Origin of the sequence: Kitasatospora sp. NPDC056327, from assembly GCF_042261735.1 — a bacterium.
Taxonomy (GTDB): Bacteria; Actinomycetota; Actinomycetes; order Streptomycetales; family Streptomycetaceae; genus Kitasatospora.
The window spans coordinates 25,624-43,063 of sequence record NZ_JBHJRC010000016.1; the positions used below are offsets into that span (position 1 = coordinate 25,624).

A 17,440-nucleotide genomic window follows, 5' to 3' on the forward strand; every position below is an offset into this window, starting at 1 on the left:
GCGCGGACGCGGGACGGCCGGCGTGCGGCGCGGACGCGGCGGTGGCCGCGGCGGCAGCGCCGGCGGCCGCGGCTAGCGCGGGGCGCAGCGGTCGCGCTGGACGCGGAAGTTCTCGGCCTCGTCGCCGCCCAGGTAGTACCAGGGCCAGTCGGTGACGACGTCGTCGAGGGTGGCGAACACCGCGTGGGCGAGCTCGCGCTCGTCCGCGAGTGCGAGCACCATCGCGAAGGCGTTGTGGGTGGCCCGCCAGTCGCGCCGGCGCCGGTAGGCGGGGTGCAGCACGGAGCGCAGCACCGCCTCGCGCAGCGAGGAGCGGACGGCGGGGCCGGTCAGGTAGGCGTGGTCCTCGCCGTCCGGCAGGTCGAGCCAGTGCTCCAGGTGCGCGAGGGCGACCAGTTCGCCGAACGGGCTGCCCTCGGGTGCGGCGAGCATCGCGGTGCGGGCGAAGGCGTGCATCTCCTCGTGCGAGCCGCCCCACTTGGCGCAGAGCTGCTGGAGCCGCTGCTGGTGGGAGGCGAGGTGCCCGGGGTCGCGGCGCACCGCGGCGTCGAAGCGGGTGGTGGCGACGGTGCGGCCGAGCGAGGCACCGCGGGCGGCGATCTGCAGGAAGAACCAGGGGGCGAGCCAACCGGGCTCGCGCTCGGCCACGTCGAGCAGCTGCTCCTCGGCGGTCTCCAGCCGTTCGCCGAAGGTCCGCCACTGCTCCTCGGTGACGTGCTGGGAGCGCTGCCCGGTGCGGGCCTCCCAGGCCCAGGCGATCTGCCGGGCGCCGGCGAGCAGCAGCAGGAGGGTGTCCCCGGGCCGCTCGGCGACGGTCCGGGCCAGCCACACCTCGGTGCCCTCGACGGAGGAGATCCGGTGCAGCAGCCAGGTCAGCCCGGCCTGGTCCCCGACGGCGGCCAGGGCGGGGCCGAGCGCGTCCCAGTCGCCGGCCTCGGCGAGGTCGCGCAGCCGGCGCAGCTCCTCGTCCCCGTGCGCGAGGTCGAGCACGGGGGGCAGGGCGCGCGGCGCCTTCCGTCCGAAGCCGAGGCTCCGGCGGCCGCCCTGACCCACCGGAGCACCCTGACCCATCTGAGCACCCCGGCCGCCCGGAGCGCCTTGCTCCGCCGAGGCGTCCCCGCCGGATCGGCGTCGGAAAATGGACATGGTGCGGCTCCCCCTGAGACCTCGTCGACCGGGACGGTCGTCGGCATCGCATCGTTCGGCGGCCTGGCGGCGGCCGGTGTTCGACTGATGCACTGCCTATCACACGCTTCCGACATCCCGTTGACCAGCCCTCTTCCGGCGGCCCTCCCCGACCCCCTCCCCGCCCCCGGCCCGGCACCCCGCCACCCGGCCGGCGGGCGCGCGAAACGGCGAGGACCCGGTCCCGTCGCCTCGCGGCCGGGCCGGGTCCTCGCCGTGCGGCGACGTTCCGGGTGAGCGGTGGGCGGACCCGCCGCGGGATCAGACCCGGTCGGCGGCGATCAGCAGGTACTGGAAGGAGCCGTCCTTGTAGGAGTTGATGAACGCCTCCTCGATGCCGGTCACCAGCGAGGGCACGGTGGCCCGCAGCTCCCAGTACGGGAGGGTGGCGGCGGTCAGGTCGACGACCGCGTTCGGCACCAGCCGGTTGTCGGCCATCGCCCGCAGGTACTCGCGGCGCGAGTGGATGTTGCACTCGAAGTGGGCGTTGATCTGCGAGACCCACTTCGACGGCTGGCCGTAGATCGGGTTCCAGCAGCCGGTGATGGTCACGTAGCGGCCGCCGACCGAGAGGATCCGGGAGTGCTCCGCGAACAGGTCCTGAAGGTCGACGTACATGCTGGACTCGTTGTTCCAGGAGCCCCGCACGGTGCCGTTGCCGAACGGCATGTCGAGCATGTTGCGGACCTGGGCGTGCACCGAGTCGTCGATGCCGAGCTCCTTGGCCCGCCGGTTGCCGAACTCGGCCTGCTTGGCCGACAGGGTCACGCCCTCGACCTTGCAGCCGAAGCGCTGGTGCGCCATCACCATGGAGCCGCCGCGCCCGCAGCCGGCGTCGACCAGGGTGTGCTCCGGGCGGATGTCCCCGAGGCTGTCCAGCAGGACGTCGGTCTGCGCCGACTCCAGCCGGTGCAGCTCGGTGACGAGCTTCTTCTCCCGCTCGCTGTCGTCCGGGGCGCCCAGCGCCTCGTGGTCGACCTCGCCGATGCCGTAGTGGTGGTGGTAGAGACCGTCCACATCGCCCAGGCGAAGGTTCACCGGCCGGGCCTCATGGTCCCAGTACCGGGCGATGTCGCCCTGGTAGGGGGTGGCCGGACCGGGGACGGCGGCGTGGTTCACGGGGGTGGTGTCGGTGACGGACACGGTTCAACTCTCCTTGGTTACCAGGGTTACCAGAAATCGGGCAGGCTGTAGCGGTAGGTGTTGGTCTGGTGCCAGTAGTGGTTGCCGTCGACCCATGCGGCGACCCCGCGCAGGAAGCGCACCACCACCGGGACGGGCGTGGCGGCGGCCAGCGCGGCCGCCTCCGCCTCGAAGGCGTGCATCAGTTCGTTGTGCACCTCGACGGCCTTCAGGTAGCCGGCGCGGTCGTCGACGCCTTCGCGCTCGGAGATCACCACCGGGAGGTTCAGGTGCCGTCCCGGACTCGCCAGCTCCTTGGTGTACGAGTACAGGTCGTTGACGATGGTGGTGGCGTTCGAGGCGAGGGCGATGACCCGCTGCATGGCCGGGCGGGCGTGCAGGTCGGCGGGCAGCTCGTAGCCGCCGACGGTGTCCGTGATGGTGGGGCAGGGGCGGAAGTTGTTGAACTGCCGCATCGCCAGGTACTCCCAGACCTCTGGGACGTGGTCCTCCAGGTCCCAGGCGGCCTCGGCCAGGTACCCGAGGTGCAGGCGCGCCATGTCGTGCCGGAACCGGTCCGCCTGGGAGGCGGTGGCGGCGCCGGTGAAGTGCTCCATCGCCGAGCGGTAGGCCCGGCGGGGCGCGTCCGAGCCCAGCGACTCCTGCCAGCCGCCCTGGTACTCCGCGGTGGTGTGCAGCGGGTCGAGCGCGGTGTGGGCGAGCAGCAGCCGGCTGCCCAGCCCGACCGGCGAGCCGCCGAGGTCCTCGCAGTAGCAGTCGTCGACGGCGTTCTCGGCGACCATCAGCCGGGTGGCCAGCATCAGGTGGTCGACGCTCGGCGCGTCGGGGTGGCAGGCGACCATGTAGCGGCTCACCGAGAAGCCGTCGAACTGGTCCTCCCAGTCCGGCGGGTAGAGCTCGATCTCGTCGGCCCACAGCTTGACCCGGCGGTTCAGCTCGGCCACCCGGCCGGCGTCCGGCTCGGGCACCGGGTGGAAGTACAGTCCGGGGATCGGATCCCCCGACTTCGGCTTGCCGGACGGCGCTTCGGCCCCCGCCGCCGGGGAGTCCGCCGAACCGGCCGCCGCCTCCGCCGACCGGCGCGGCGCCAGGTTCAGCCCGGCCGTGCCCAGCCCGCTGGGCCCGCGGAGCAGCTGCTCCAGAACCGTCCCGCTCATGACCGCACCGCCGCGCGGAGGCCGGGGTGCGGGTGCTGCGACGCCTGCGGGGTCTCGCCGCTCGTGGCCACGGGCATGGGAGAACCTTCCTCTTCGAAGGGGGACGCGTTCTGACGGGTCGTCGGCCGTCGCCTCGTCCCGGAAGAAAGGGATCTCCGCTCGCTTCCGCGGCCATCCCGTCTCGCTGCTGCCCACCGTAGGCGGGGCGGAACGATCTGAACCGCTTCGCATGATCCTGTGCACTCGAAAGGGTGAACGTTCACATCACTCGCGTTTGAAATCGCGCAATCGATGATCGGTTCGGACCGCCCTCACCGCCCGGCGGCCCCACCCGTGGGCCGGGGCCACCGCTGAACGGTGGTGCGCATTCGAAGCACGCCGGCCGGCCCGCCCGCCGCTCCGGGCCGGCCCCGCCCCGGCCCGGTCAGCGGTGCTCGGGGTTCTCGAAGTCGAACCGGCAGCCCGCGTCCCACGCCGACCGCTGGTTGCCGTGCACGGGCACCCCGCCGGCGTCCTTGAGCATCCGCGCGAAGTGCAGCAGGTTCCAGGTCATGAACGTCGCGTTGCGGTTGGTGAAGTCGTTCTGCGGACCGCCCGAGCCCTCGTCCAGGTACGACGGCCCCGGCCCCGCCTCCCCCACCCAGCCTGCGTCCGCCTGCGGCGGCACCGCGTACCCCAGGTGCTGGAGGCTGTACAGCACGTTCATCGCGCAGTGCTTGGCGCCGTCCTCGTTGCCGGTGATCAGACAGCCGCCGACCCGGCCGTAGTAGGCGTACTGCCCGTGCTCGTTGAGGACCGCCGAGCAGGAGTAGAGCCGCTCGATCACCCGCTTCATCACCGAGGAGTTGTCCCCCAGCCAGACCGGCCCGGCCAGCACCAGGACGTCGGCGGCCATCACCCGGCTGTAGAGGACCGGCCACTCGTCCGTCTCCCACCCGTGCTCGGTCATGTCCGGCCAGACACCGGTGGCGATGTCGTGGTCCACCGCCCGCAGCACGTCCACCCGTACGCCCCGGCGCTCCATGATGCCGGTGCTGATGTCGATCAGGCCCTGGGTGTGGCTCCGCTCGGGCGAGCGCTTGAGGGTGCAGTTGATCACCAGGGCGCTCAGGTCGCCGTACTCGGCGGGCGGGGAATCCATGGTCGTCGGCCTCTCGGGTCTCCGTCGGGGATGCCACCAGTCCACCCCGCGCGGTACCCGGCCGCCCGCCGGACTCCGCCGACCGGAGGCGCCTCACCCCTCCCCGTCCCGCTCCTCCACCGGCGCCAGCACGGGTGTGACCAGCATCCGCCCGGCCAGCGCGGTGCTCGCGGTGACCGCCGCGAGCGTGGCTTCGTACATCGGGCGGATGTTGCGCTGGTGCCAGAGCGTCTGGACCGCCGCCCAGGCGGCTTCGCCGGCCCGCGCGACCGAGAAGCCGGAGACGATGTGCTCCAGCGGCTCCGCCGGCCCGGGCGCCACCCGGCCGATCCGCGCCCCGAACTCCGCCCGCGCCTGCGCCTCCACCCGCACGAACAGCTCGCCGACCGCGAGGTAGTCGGCGTGCACCGGCGGCGTGTCGGGCGTGGTGCGGCACTCGATGCACGTCGCGACGACGGCGGGCGCCAGGTCGTGGTTGACGTGCGCGTACATCCCCGCGAAGACGAACTGGACCGGCCACACCTTCCGGCTCCCCCGGGCCTCGAACAGCGGCTGCCACGCCGGGTTCACCGGCCGCCCGGCCGCGGCGGCGTCCACCGCGTCGAAGTAGAGGTTCGCGAGGACCACGGCCAGCCGCTCGGCGAACGCCCGGTCCGCGAACCGCCCGGCGGCGAACCCCTGCCCGATCAGCTCCATCACCGCCAGGTAGGCCCGGTTGAAGCAGGCCACCCCGTCCCGGGGGTCCAGCCCCGCCCCGATCCCGCGCATCCGGGCGACGGCGTCGCCGGTGCTCCGGGCGGCCCTGGCGACCGACCGGGTCATGGCGTCCCCTTCCGTTGGCGTTCTCCGGCTGCCACCTATACACACCGCCACCCGCCCGCCCCACCGAACCGACGGACACCCCGCCACCCGTCACCCGAACCGCCGAGCCGCCCCGGCGCCCGTGGGTGCGTCCCCTCCCTGCACGACGACCGGGCCCGTCCTACTAATCTGGCCACCTGCGTCCGCGGCGGTGGCCACGCCGCGAAACCACGAAGGGGTGTGCTCATGCCGGGAGTGCCCGAGCGGATCGGCCGGTACACGGTGGCGTCCACCCTCGGATCCGGCGGCATGGGAGAGGTGTTCCTCGCCTTCTCGCCCGCCGGGGACCCGGTCGCGGTGAAGCTGATCCGCGCGGACCGGCTGAACCCGTTGACCCGGGAACGCTTCGAACGGGAGGCGCGGGCGGCGCGGAAGGTGGTCGGCACCGGCCGGGTGGCGCGCTTCCTGGACGCCGACCCGTACGCGGACCGCCCGTGGATGGCCATGGACTACGTCCCGGGCCGCACCCTGCTGGAAGAGATCGACGCCCGCGGTCCGCTGCCGGCGGTACAGGTCGCGAGTCTGGGCGCGCTGCTCTCGGAGGGGCTCGCCGCCGTTCACGCCGCCGAGCTGCTGCACCGCGACATGAAGCCGCAGAACGTCATCATGGGCGACTACGGCCCGGTGATCATCGACTTCGGGCTCGCCGCGTTCACCGACGCGACGCACGAGTCCCTCTCGCACAGCGGCATGATCGTCGGAACGGTGCGGTGCATGCCGCCCGAGCAGGCCGCGGGCCGTCCGCACGTCACCGCGGCGGCCGACGTGTACGCCCTCGGCACCGTCCTCCTCTACGCGGCGGCCGGCCACTTTCCCTACGACGGCACCCGCTGGGAGTCGATCGTCGCCCAAGTCGCGAGCCCCGAGCACGCTCCCGACCTGTCCGGAGTGCCCGAGGCACTGCTGCCCCTGCTCACGGCCGCGTTCGCGCACGAGCCGCAGGACCGGCCGACACTGGAGCAGGTCGCGGACGCGTGCAGTGCCGTGATGTCCGCTGCCGGTGTCACCGCGGCCGCGGCCCGGCAGACGCTGATCGCCCGCACGGCCGGCGGCGGCTCGGGGGCGGCCCGGCTCACCCCGGAGGTCGAGGACCGTCTGCGGGATCTCGCCGAACCGGCGCCGGGCCCGGACACCCTGCCGGCGGAGTCGCCCGCCGTGGAGGAGGCCCCCGAGGCGCCGGCGCCCGAGCCCGGACCTCCCGTGCCCGCCGCACCTGCTCGCCCCCGGGTGCCGGCCTCCCGGCGGGTCGCCGACGAACTGCGCAAGGCCTACGCGTCGAGGCCCGCGCTCTAGAACCTCCCGGACGATCACCCGAACGGTCCCGGTCCGGCCCCGGGCCTGGTTGGATGGCACGGTGGCGCCTCCCACGCCCGGACACCTCGGTGCGGGCGTGGCGGGGCAGGAAACCGGCGAGTGCAAGTGAGTGGGAGTACGGCGTGGCGGTCGACGCGGAGTCCGGCGACATGACGGCGACCGGAACGGCGGCAACCGGGACAACCGAGGCGTCCGATTCCGGCTGGACCGACTGGGAGCCCGAACCGGCGCCTCCCGCCTCCCCGGGCGACCGGGCGGCCGGGCCCGGGTTCGCCCCGGGCTCCCAGGTCCTGGTCCGGGACGAGCAGTGGCTGGTCCGCAAGGTGACCTGGACCGCGCACGACCGGTGGATGGTCGAGGTCACCGGCGTCTCCTCCTTCGTCCGGGGCACCGAGGCCGTCTTCTACAGCCGCCTCGACGACATCCAGGTCCTCGACCCCCGTGAGACCGCCCTGGTCGCGGACGACTCCCCGAACCACCGCCGCGCCCGCCTCTACCTGGAGGCGGTGGTCCGCAAGTCCTTCCTCCCCCAGACCGAACACGGCCTCGGGCTGGCGGACAACTTCCTCATGGACGCCCAGACCCACCAGCTCCGCCCCGCCGAACTCGCCCTCTCCATGGCCAACCCGCAGCCGCGCCTGCTGATCGCGGACGTCGTCGGCCTCGGCAAGACCCTGGAGATCGGCCTCGTCCTGGCCGAGCTGATCCGGCGCGGTCGCGGCGAGCGGATCCTGGTGGTCACGCCACAGCACGTCCTGGAGCAGTTCCAGCGCGAGCTGTGGACGCGCTTCGCGATCCCGCTGGTGCGGCTGGACTCCACCGGGATCCAGCGGATCCAGCAGGAGATCCCCTCGGGCCGCAACCCGTTCGCCTACTTCAAGCGCGTGATCGTCTCGGTCGACACCCTGAAGCGCGACGGCCAGTACGCCCACCACCTGGACAGGACCGAGTGGGACGCGGTGGTGATCGACGAGTCGCACCGCCTGGTGAACCGCGGTACCGACACCAACGCCCTCGCCCAGCTCCTCGCCCGGCGCACCGACGCCCTGGTCCTGGCCTCCGCGACCCCGCACAACGGCGACGCCCGCTCGTTCGCCGAGCTGATCAAGCTGCTCGACCCGGCGGCCATCGTCGACCCGGACCGCTACGAGGTGTCCGACCTGGAGCACCTCTACATCCGCCGGACCAAGACCACCCCGGAGGTCCGCGACTCCCTCAAGGGCGCCTGGGCGGACCGCGGGCCGTCGGTGCCCGTGCCCGCCGCCGCGAGCGAGGCGGAACTCGCCGTCTTCGAGGAGCTGGCGTCGCGCTGGATCCCGCGCGACGGCGCCGACGCATCCGCGGCCTTCAGCCAGCTCGACGCCTACAACCTGCTCAAGTCCTTCCTCTCCTCGCACCACGCCCTCCTCCAGACGGTCGCCACCCGCAGGAGGACGCTGAGCACGGCGGTCAAGGAGCAGCCGGCGGACGACGGACCGGCCACCGCGAGGTCCGGCCGCCGCAGGCGCACCGCCGAGGAGACCGCGGCCGAGCTCGCCGCCCTGACCGAGCTGGAGCGACTGGCCGGCGCCATCGGCGACGACGAATCCGCGAAGCTCCGCGCGCTGGTCGCCGAGCTGCGCGCGCTGGGCGTCGGCCCCGGGTCGGACGTCCGCGTGGTGGTCTTCTCCGAGCGCATCCCCACCCTGAAGTGGCTGGCCGAGGCGGTACCGGCGGCACTGGGCTTCACCAAGGGCCCGAGCCCGGACGACCGCAAGCCCTGGCTCGCCTACGGCCACGGCCGCGGCGGCACGCACGCCGTGCAGGTGATGCACGGCGAGGCGACCAGCGACCAGGAGCAGATGAGGATCATCGAGAGCTTCGGTCTGCGGGACGACCCGGTCCGGCTGCTCTTCACCGGCGACGTCGCCTCCGAGGGCGTCAACCTGCACCAGCAGTGCCACCTGCTGATCCACTACGACCTGCCCTGGTCGCTGATCCGGATCGAGCAGCGCAACGGCCGCATCGACCGCTACGGGCAGAAGCGCTCCCCGCAGTTCCGCGCCCTGGTCCTCACCAGTGACCTGCCCTGGCGCACCGACCCCCTCACCGGCGAACCCCGCACCCTGGACGACCGCCTGGTCGGCGAGAAGCTGCTGCGGCGCGAGGAGGAGGCGCACAAGATCGACGGCTCCGCCGAGGCCGCCACCGGCCTCTACCGGGCGCAGGAGGAGGAGAACCGCCTCACCAAGGACCTGATCGCCGGCCGCACCGTCGAGCAGTCCATCAAGGCGTCCCGGCAGGCCGGCGGCGGACTGCTCGCCGGACTGCTCGCGCAGGTCGGCGCCGCGCCGACCCGCCGCGAGGTGCCGCGCGCGCAGGTCCTGCGCCTCTTCCCCGACACCGCCGCCTACTTCGAGGCGGGCCTGCGGCAGGTCTGCCGCACCAACCCGGAGGACGAGCTGTCCCTGCGCCGCGACCCGGACGGCACCCTCGCGTTCGAACCGCCGCGCGACCTCGCCTACCGGTTCCGGGCCCTGCCCAAGTCCTACCTGGACGAGCAGCGGATCCTCCCCCGCCGTGACGAGCCCGGCCGGCTCCGGGTGACCTTCTCCAAGGAGCTCGCCGGGAAGCGGCTGGCCGTCGCCCGCGACTCCTCGGAGTCGCTGTGGCCCAACGTCTCCTACCTCACCGACATCCACCCGGTGCTGGACTGGCTCACCGACAAGGTGCTCGTCGAGATCGGCCGCCACGAGGCCCCGGTGCTGGCCGCCGCCGTCCCCGCGCCGGTCTTCCTCGTCCAGGGGATCTACTCCAACGCGCTCGGCCGCCCGACCGTCGTCGAGTGGATGGCCGTCTCCGGCCTGCCCGGCGAGCCCGTCGTGGAGACGCTGGACAACGACTGGCTCGCCCGCGCGGGGGTGAACCCGTCCATGCCGGGCCGGGCCGCACCGCGCGACCTGCCCGGCCTCCAGGGCCTGGTCCCGGCCGCGATCACCGCCGCCACCGGATTCCTGGAATCGCGCGAGGACGCCTACCGGCAGCAGGTCGACGCCACCCTCGCCCCCTACCGCAAGCGGCTGACCCAGTGGAAGCAGGGCGCCCTATTCACCGGCGGCACGGCCGGCAAGCAGCAGGCGGCGCTGACCGCGAGCCGCCGCTTCGACCTGGTCAAGTCGCTGGAGACGGCGGGCGCGCCGATGCTGCGCCTGCTCGCCGTCCTGGAGCCCCTGGACGCCGGCACCGCCCCGGCCGGACCCTCGCACCTGGAGACCGAGAACCGATGAGCACCGTCCACGACTCCTTCGGCAACCGCGGCGAGTACTTCGCGGCGCACTACTTCGCCGAGCAGCTCCCGGCCGACCTGAAGAAGCACGTCTTCGACTCGTGGACGCTGCGCGAGGGCGACGAGCACGACCCCCGCACCACCGCCCGCGAACGCGTCCGCACCCTGCGCGCCGCGTACTTCGCCGACGACCTGCGCCCGTTCTTCGCCGAGGCCGACCGCACGGACGCCGAGGACGAGTACGCCCGCCGCACGTACGGCAACGCCGAGTGGACGAAGCGGCTCACCGAATGGCACCAGACGGTGCTGCGCGCCCTCGGGTACGACGACGGCGGCCCGGCCGAGCTGACCGTCCACCGGGCGGGTAAGGACCACACCGTCCAGGTCGCCTACCACGGACACGGCCTCGTCGCGGTGGACTGCGGCTGGGCCGCGGAGAACGACGCCGCCCTCGACGCGGCCGGGCCGGGGCGGCTGCTCGCCCCGCTGCGGGTGAGCGCCGCCGAGAGCTACGCGGACGGCGCCGCGCTCGCCTCCTGGCTGTTCGCCGGCAAGATCGGCGGCCCCGAGGGCAGCCCGCCGCGCTTCGTGCTGTTGCTGATCGGCGGCGTGCTCGTCCTCGCCGACCGCAACAGCTGGGGCGAGGGCCGGTACCTGGCCGTCAACCTGGACGCGGCGCTGGAGCGCAACGACCGCAGGCAGGGCGGCGAACTCGCCATGCTGGCCGCCCTGTTCGGCCGGGACATGCTGCGCCCGGGCGACAACGGCGCCGAACCGCTGCTCGACACCCTGCTCAAGGCCTCCGCCACCAACGCCGTCGGCGTCAGCGGCGAGCTGCGGGACGGTCTGCAGCGGTCCGTGGAGATCATCGCCCAGGAGGTCCTGGACCGGATCGCCGCCGCCGGGCTGACCCCCGCCGACCTGGAGGACGGCCGCACCCCGTTCGCCAAGCGGCTCACCCGCGAGACGCTGCGGTACCTGTACCGGATCCTCTTCCTGCTGTACGCCGAGGCCCGGCCGGAACTCGGCATCCTCCCGGCGGACGACGGGAGCTACGAGGCCGGGTACTCGATGGCGCGGCTGCGCGAACTCGTGGCCCGGGACGAGGAGCTGGTCGAGCCGGCCGCACGGGAGGGGTACCACCTGTACTCGTCCTTGGACGTGCTGTTCCACAAGGTCAACCACGGCCACCGCCGCTACGGCAGCGAGCCGGACGACGAACTGCCCGGCGACGACGTGGAGACGCGGAAGGCCAAGGCCGCACGTCGCAGCGAGGACCGCGGGCTGCGCTTCGAGCCGCTGCACAGCACGCTGTTCGAGGACAAGTCCGTCACCCTGATCGGCGGCAATACGCTGGACCCGCGCGCGGAGGACGACTGCCCGGCCTGGCTGGACCTGCGGCTCCGGAACGCGGCGCTGCACGAGGTACTGCGGCTGCTCACCATGAAGAACGCGCGGCGCGGCGAGCGCGGCGGCTTCATCTCCTACCGCAACCTGGGCATCAACCAGCTGGGCGCGGTGTACGAGGGCCTGATGTCCTACACCGGCTTCATCGCCGACCAGGAGCTGCGGGAGGTCGCCAAGGGCGGCGACCCGAAGGACGGCTCCTGGATGATCCCCGCCGACCGGCAGGGCGAGTACCCGGACGAGGTCTTCGTCGAGTACGACGAGCGGGACGCGCGGAAGGGGCTGCGCGGGCGGAAGGTGTACCGGAAGGGTTCGTTCGTCTACCGGTTGGCGGGGCGGGAGCGGCAGACGTCTGCTTCCTACTACACGCCGGAGTCGCTGACCAAGGTGACGGTGGAGCTGACGCTCAAGCACCGGCTCGACCAGGAGAAGGACGAGAACGGGGGGGTCATCCCGACACGGGCGGCCGAGCTGCTCAAGTACCGGATCTGCGAGCCGGCGCTCGGGTCGGGGGCGTTCCTGAACGAGGCGATCAACCAGGTCGCGAAGGAGTACCTGAGGCGGCGCCAGGACGAGTTGGGCGTCTCGATCCCGACCAGCAAGGCGCTGGAGGAGGAGCAGAAGGCCAAGGCTTACATCGCCCTGCACAACGCTTATGGCGTTGATCTGAATGCGACGGGTGTGGAGCTGGCGGAGGTCTCGCTCTGGCTCAACACGATGCACCCCGGTATGCAGGCGCCGTGGTTCGGCCTGCACCTGCGGCGGGGCAACTCGCTGATTGGTGGGCGGCGGGCCGTGTTCAGCGGAGAGGACGTCGGGGCGAAGGAAAAGCTCTGGCTGAAGGCCAAGGGCGCGCTGGGCCCGACGTCGCTGCCGTTCATCGGCGAGGACGGCGTGACGCGGCAGGAGCTGCCGGAGGGCGCGGTGCACCAGTTCCTGCTGCCGGCGCCGGGGTGGGCGGCGGTCGCCGGGGAGAAGGAAGCGCGGGCGCTCGCGCCGGAGGAGACGAAGCAGCTCGCGGCGTGGAAGAAGGGGATCCTGAAGCCGCCGACGGTGAAGGCCGCGCGTGGGCAGAAGCTGTCACAACTGGCGAGGCTGCAGGCGGTGGCGCGGCGGGCTGAGTTTTTGTGGGAGCTGGTCGTGCGGAGGATGGAGATCTCGGAGGGCGAGATCTCGCGTCGGATAGACGTGTGGGGCACGGAGGACTCGGAGGAGTACGCCTTCCTGCGGCGGCCGGAGGGTGCGGTGCCGAAGGAGAAGGTCTATCGGGATCTGTTCGATAATCCCGGGTCGCCTTACTGGCGGCTGAAGACGATGATGGACGTCTGGTGCGCCCTCTGGTTCTGGCCGGTGGAGAAGGCCGCGCTGCTGGACGGCAGCACGGCGGTGTACGAGGCGAACGATGACGCACTCGCCGTCGCCGCACTGGCTGGACTGCCGCAGGTGGGCGAGGTCGAACCGGCCCCGGCTCTTGCCGGGCTGGGCATCGCCGAACAGTCGTCGCTGTTCGGCATGGGCCACGAGCAGGAGTCCCTGCTGTCTGCCCTCAGCGATGCTGCCCCTGTTGCGGCGCCACGCAAGGCCTCCACCGGTACGCGACGGCGCATGCCGGGGCCCACACGGCGCCCCGTCATCGCCCTGACGGATTTCGCAGACTGGCTGGACTTCACCGAAGCCTTGCTCGGTACGTATGACCAGGAAGAGGGCACGCTGGTCGCCGACCTCGGATCGCTCGACACCATCGAGGCCTACGAGGAGGGGCTGCCCGGATTCATGGGCATGGACTCAGTATCCAAGCTCAATGAACGCTTCCCCTGGCTGGCTACAACACAAGAGATCGCCGATCACCAGGGCTTCCTGCATTGGGAGTTGGATTTCGGCCCGGCGTTCGCCCGTTATGGCGGCTTCGACCTCCAGGTGGGCAACCCGCCATGGGTGCGGCCACGATGGGATGAGGCTTCGGTACTAGCTGAGCACGAACCATGGTTCATGCTTGCGGAGAAGGCGCCCGCGACAGAGAAGCAGAGCCGTAAGGAAGAACTGCTTCAGTCGACGAAGGTTCAGCGCTACATTTTGGACGAGCTGACGTTCATCAGCGCCCAGGTCGAGATGTTTACATCCGAACAGGTATATCCGCTACTGACGGGCACTCAGCCGGATCTGTATCGAGCATTCATGAGCCAGGTATGGCTCCATAGCAGAGGACTTGGATCTGCGGGAATCGTACATCCGGACACTCACTTCTCAGGAGACAAGGAAGCTAAGCTCCGGGAAGCCGCATACCGGCGCCTCCGAATTCACGGTGACTTTGTGAACGCAGGAAACCGCTTCTTTCCGCATCCAGTCGGCCGGCACACCCATTTTGGAGTGCATATCTACGGGCCTGCCCGCAATATCAGCTTCCACCACCTGTCATGGCTCTTTTCCGTGGACGCCTTGCGACTCTCCGCCGTGACACAGTCAGACAAAAAGACACCCGACCCAGGTGTCCGCTTCGGGGCAACGTGGGACGAACGCCCACACCCCCGCCGCATCGTCCATGTAGACGAGAGCGTCCTGAGCCAATGGCAACGACTCATGGGAGAGGAAGGGAACCCCGTAGAACAGGCCCGCCTTCTCTCTCCCGTGAGCACGGCCGAGGCCAGCGCAATCGCAGCACTGGCTGAATATCCGATTCGACTAGCCCGATTTTCTCCACAAATTTCCCGAGGATTCGAGGAGAGTAATGCAAAGAATTCCGGGATAATCGAATACAATACACTTTCCAGCGATTCCGATGGCCCCTACCGTCCGACCAGTTGGACGGAGGTGGTCCTAAAGGGCCCTCAGCTAGGGGTCGCTAATCCAATGTTCAAGCAGCCCGGAGAATCCGAGGGGCGAGATTTTCTCGGGCTTAATCTAGCGGAGCTTCCTAAGGATTCCATCCCTGGAACTGAATACGTAAGATCGATCGATGAAAAAATCTTCCGAGGTGCCCAGGACCGCTGGATCGATCATGCAGAGCGCGCGCGCCTGCTGACCGATCAGCGAGAGGTTTCCGCAGCAAGGGCCAAGATTGCCCACCTTCGCCATGTGCCAACAGAAACAGTGCTAGACAGTGAAATAGAAGATTACCTTACCAATGAAGCCCGCACGTCATATACGGACTTCTACCGGGTTGCATGGCGTCGGCTAATTGCTCCCAACACGGAACGGGCACTGTATGCGGCAATGATCCCGCCAGGCGCAGCGCATGTGCACAGCGTGCACAGCCTCGCCATGCCAACAACACTCATGACCGCGCTAGTTGCCGGATTTTGGGCATCACTGCCTCTGGACTACTTCCTCCGTGCCACAGGCCGAGGCGACCTCCAGGTCAAGGGTGCGAAGGCCATGCCCGCAGCGTCCCCTGGTCACCCCCTTGCCTCACCACTGCTCCTGCGCACCCTACGACTGAACTGCTTGACCAGCGCCTACAGCCGCCTTTGGGAAGAACTCTTCGATCCCCAGTGGCCCGCGTATGAGCCTTGGGCAATCAACTGGCCTGGATTGAAGCCCCTGCACACTGTTACCTCCAACTGGACCCAGACATCTCCGCTACGCACGGAGCGAGCGCGGCGCGCGGCACTTGTTGAGATTGATGCCCTCGTCGCAGTTTGGCTAGGCGTGAGCGCAGATTCCTTGGTCGCCATGTATAAGGCTCGTTTTCCTGTTCTGCAAGATTTCGACTCAGGAACATGGTTCGATGCAAGCGACCGTAAGATTGCCAGCCATCGATACACTTTCGGACACGGGCAGACTAAGGAAAATTTCGAGCAGCTCGAAAGACACCTTGCCGACCCCGACAACGCACCCGTCCCCGACGGCTACACCGCGCCCTTCTACAAGGCCGACCGCGAGCGCGAGATGCGCGAGGCGCACGCCGTGTTCCAGGCACGCCTGGATGCGGAGGTGGCCCGGGGCAAGTGGGATCCGGTGCGGCAGGAGGTGCCGGGCGCCTCTGCCGCGGTGTCCGGCGACGACAGTAAGGTCGGGCCATGACAGACCGCCGGCTCCTCCGACTCGACGTGGAGAACTTCCGCAGCCTTCAGCGGGTCTCCCTGCCCCTCGGCAGCCTGACCGTCCTGGTCGGGCCGAACGGTGTGGGCAAGTCGAACGTGCTCCAGGTGTTCCGTTTCCTCGCGGACATCATCAAGACCGACCTCGATCCCGCCCTCTCGTCGCGGGGCGGCTTCGACGAGTTGGCCTTCTGGGGTGGCGAGCGACCGCCGACAACCATGCGGATCGCCGTCCAGGCGCGGTGGACCTCCCATGCGTCCACGGCTGCACCGGACGAGTACGAGTTGGCCATCCGACGGCGGAGCGACAAGCGCGCCGCCGAGGGCTACACCATCTCCCGCAGCGAGTCGTTCCGTTTCAAACGGACGAAGGGGCGCGGGCGCCGGATCACCGTCTCCGGTGAGGAGGCCTTGGTCACCGATATCGCAGCCGGCAACAAGAACCAACTGGACGACTCGGGCGAACGCAGCTTGGGCATCAGCAAGCTCAGCAGCGGTCTGTCGACCCTCCCGCGGCTGGCGTCGTCGGAGGGCGGGGAGGAGGTGTCCGCCATGGCCGATGGGTTGGCGTCGTTCCGTGTGTTCGATGTCGATGTCACAGCAGCCCGCCGACCGAGCAGACTCAACCGCGCAGAGCTTTCGACCTCCTTGAACCAATGGATCACGCCCCGGCATTCACGGCATCGCCGATCGGTCGAACTCGCTGACGATGCAGGCAATCTGGCGTTGTTCCTGGTTCGGCTCTCCCTGAACAAGCCTCTGTGGAATCGCCTGCTGGAAGACGCTCGGACTGTGCTCCCCAACCTGGAGGACATCCGCTTCGCCTCGTTCGGCGGCGCCGCCGAGCACGTCTCCGTCGAACTGGTCGAACGGGGCCTGCGCCGCCCGACGCCGCTCGCCGACGCGTCGTTCGGCACCGTTCGCCTCCTCAGTCTGCTCGCCATGCTCTACGACCCGGCGCCTCCCGCGCTGACCTGTGTGGAGGAGCTGGATCACGGGCTGCACCCGCAGGCGCTCGAACTGCTGGTGGAGCGGCTACGCGAGGCGAGCGAGCGCAGCCAGTTCATCGTGACGACGCACTCCCCCGCGCTGGTGGACCGGCTGGAACCGGAGGAGTTCGTCGTCTGCGAGCGCGACGAGAACGGCGCTTCACGCATTCCGTCGCTCAGCGCCGACGAGGTCCGCGACATCAGGACGGCGAGCGAGGGGCTTCCGCTCGGCGAGCTCTGGTTCTCCGGCGCCTTGGGCGGCGGCCTGTGAGCAAGGCGCCAAAATCAACGAAGGGCAGTGGCAGCCGGGCCCGGATCATCGTCGTGGCGGGCGAGAGCTCGAACGACCGTGAGGCGCTCACCCACCTCGTCAGGGCTCACCTGACCACCTTCACCGGCAAGGTCGCGTCCATCAACGACCAGGTTGCCCTGAAGGACGCCAGCGGAACGAACCTCTCCTCCCGGGTGACGAAGATCGTCCAGAAGGCCAAAGCGCTCGCGGCCAAGGAGAAGGCAGATCTGCACGGCCTCGCCATGCACCTCGACCTCGACGACGTCTCGCGCGGCCGCTACGACGCCGTACGCGCCAAACTGCGGGCCGAGTTCGCTGACCGCTGCCCCGCGCCGCTCGCCCTCGCGCTGGCGACCTGGGAGACGGAGGGTTGGCTGCTGCTGTTCCCCGACGCCTTTCCCGAGGTCCACGCGGGGTGGACGGTGCCACAGCAACTCCGGAACCGGGACACCGCACAGATACGTAGCCCGAAGGAGGAACTGCAGCGCCGGCTCGGCTCACCGCGCTATCGAGAGAGCGACAGCCAGACGGTCGTCCAGGCCGCCGTCCGGCTCGGCCACGCGCCGGCGAAGCCCACGGGTAGCAACCACTCCTACCGCGACTTCCTCGACGATCTGACCGCCTGGTAGCAGTCGGCCGCACCCCGACC

General features: G+C 70.4%; 10 protein-coding genes. 5 read left to right on the forward strand and 5 right to left on the reverse strand.

Translation table 11 applies throughout. The features are described 5' to 3' along the window. Positions 1–72: 72 nt before the first annotated feature. The 5 genes from ACFCX4_RS04435 to ACFCX4_RS04455 form a co-directional block, all read right to left on the reverse strand. Entirely contained in the window at positions 73–1,071 is a 999-nt protein-coding gene (locus tag ACFCX4_RS04435; RefSeq protein WP_376138878.1) for a hypothetical protein, read from the reverse strand. Between the two features lie 375 nt (positions 1,072–1,446). Next, a complete protein-coding gene (locus ACFCX4_RS04440) occupies positions 1,447–2,328 on the reverse strand; it encodes a geranyl diphosphate 2-C-methyltransferase (protein WP_376138880.1) in 882 nt (293 codons plus the stop codon). Positions 2,329–2,354: 26 nt separating this feature from the next. Beyond that, positions 2,355–3,716: a family 2 encapsulin nanocompartment cargo protein terpene cyclase gene (locus ACFCX4_RS04445; protein WP_376138882.1), complete on the reverse strand. Its 1,362-nt coding sequence runs from the start codon at positions 3,714–3,716 to the stop codon at positions 2,355–2,357. A 193-nt stretch (positions 3,717–3,909) separates the two neighbouring features. Then, positions 3,910–4,626, reverse strand: coding sequence for a flavodoxin family protein (locus ACFCX4_RS04450; RefSeq protein WP_376138884.1), 717 nt, complete (start codon positions 4,624–4,626; stop codon positions 3,910–3,912). A gap of 93 nt (positions 4,627–4,719) precedes the next feature. After that, positions 4,720–5,448, reverse strand: coding sequence for a DUF5995 family protein (locus ACFCX4_RS04455; protein WP_376138886.1), 729 nt, complete (start codon positions 5,446–5,448; stop codon positions 4,720–4,722). A 225-nt stretch (positions 5,449–5,673) separates the two neighbouring features. On the opposite strand from ACFCX4_RS04455, the gene ACFCX4_RS04460 reads away from it, so the two are divergent. The 5 genes from ACFCX4_RS04460 (at position 5,674) to ACFCX4_RS04480 (ending at position 17,420) form a co-directional block, all read left to right on the forward strand. Beyond that, positions 5,674–6,780 carry a serine/threonine-protein kinase gene (locus ACFCX4_RS04460; RefSeq protein ID WP_376138888.1) on the forward strand — a complete coding sequence of 369 codons (1,107 nt, stop codon included), beginning with the start codon at positions 5,674–5,676 and terminating at the stop codon, positions 6,778–6,780. A gap of 143 nt (positions 6,781–6,923) precedes the next feature. Beyond that, a complete protein-coding gene (locus tag ACFCX4_RS04465; RefSeq protein WP_376138890.1) occupies positions 6,924–10,067 on the forward strand; it encodes an SNF2-related protein in 3,144 nt (1,047 codons plus the stop codon). Beyond that, positions 10,064–15,493: a hypothetical protein gene (locus tag ACFCX4_RS04470; RefSeq protein ID WP_376138892.1), complete on the forward strand. Its 5,430-nt coding sequence runs from the start codon at positions 10,064–10,066 to the stop codon at positions 15,491–15,493. The genes ACFCX4_RS04465 and ACFCX4_RS04470 overlap by 4 nt, the downstream gene beginning before the upstream one ends. Continuing rightward, entirely contained in the window at positions 15,490–16,770 is a 1,281-nt protein-coding gene (locus tag ACFCX4_RS04475) for an AAA family ATPase (RefSeq protein ID WP_376138894.1), read from the forward strand. Before ACFCX4_RS04470 ends, ACFCX4_RS04475 begins: the two co-directional genes overlap by 4 nt. Continuing rightward, a complete protein-coding gene (locus tag ACFCX4_RS04480) occupies positions 16,767–17,420 on the forward strand; it encodes a hypothetical protein (protein ID WP_376138896.1) in 654 nt (217 codons plus the stop codon). The genes ACFCX4_RS04475 and ACFCX4_RS04480 overlap by 4 nt, the downstream gene beginning before the upstream one ends. The last annotated feature ends 20 nt before the right edge of the window (positions 17,421–17,440 follow it).

What these genes read in the sequence shown, in the direction of transcription:
- ACFCX4_RS04435 (WP_376138878.1), bottom strand. Translation starts at nt 1,071, where the DNA reads ATGGGTCAGGGTGCTCCGGTGGGTCAGGGCGGCCGCCGGAGCCTCGGC.
- ACFCX4_RS04445 (WP_376138882.1), bottom strand. Translation starts at nt 3,716, where the DNA reads ATGCGAAGCGGTTCAGATCGTTCCGCCCCGCCTACGGTGGGCAGCAGC.
- ACFCX4_RS04450 (WP_376138884.1), bottom strand. Translation starts at nt 4,626, where the DNA reads ATGGATTCCCCGCCCGCCGAGTACGGCGACCTGAGCGCCCTGGTGATC.
- ACFCX4_RS04455 (WP_376138886.1), bottom strand. Translation starts at nt 5,448, where the DNA reads ATGACCCGGTCGGTCGCCAGGGCCGCCCGGAGCACCGGCGACGCCGTC.
- ACFCX4_RS04460 (WP_376138888.1), top strand. Translation starts at nt 5,674, where the DNA reads ATGCCGGGAGTGCCCGAGCGGATCGGCCGGTACACGGTGGCGTCCACC.
- ACFCX4_RS04470 (WP_376138892.1), top strand. Translation starts at nt 10,064, where the DNA reads ATGAGCACCGTCCACGACTCCTTCGGCAACCGCGGCGAGTACTTCGCG.
- ACFCX4_RS04475 (WP_376138894.1), top strand. Translation starts at nt 15,490, where the DNA reads ATGACAGACCGCCGGCTCCTCCGACTCGACGTGGAGAACTTCCGCAGC.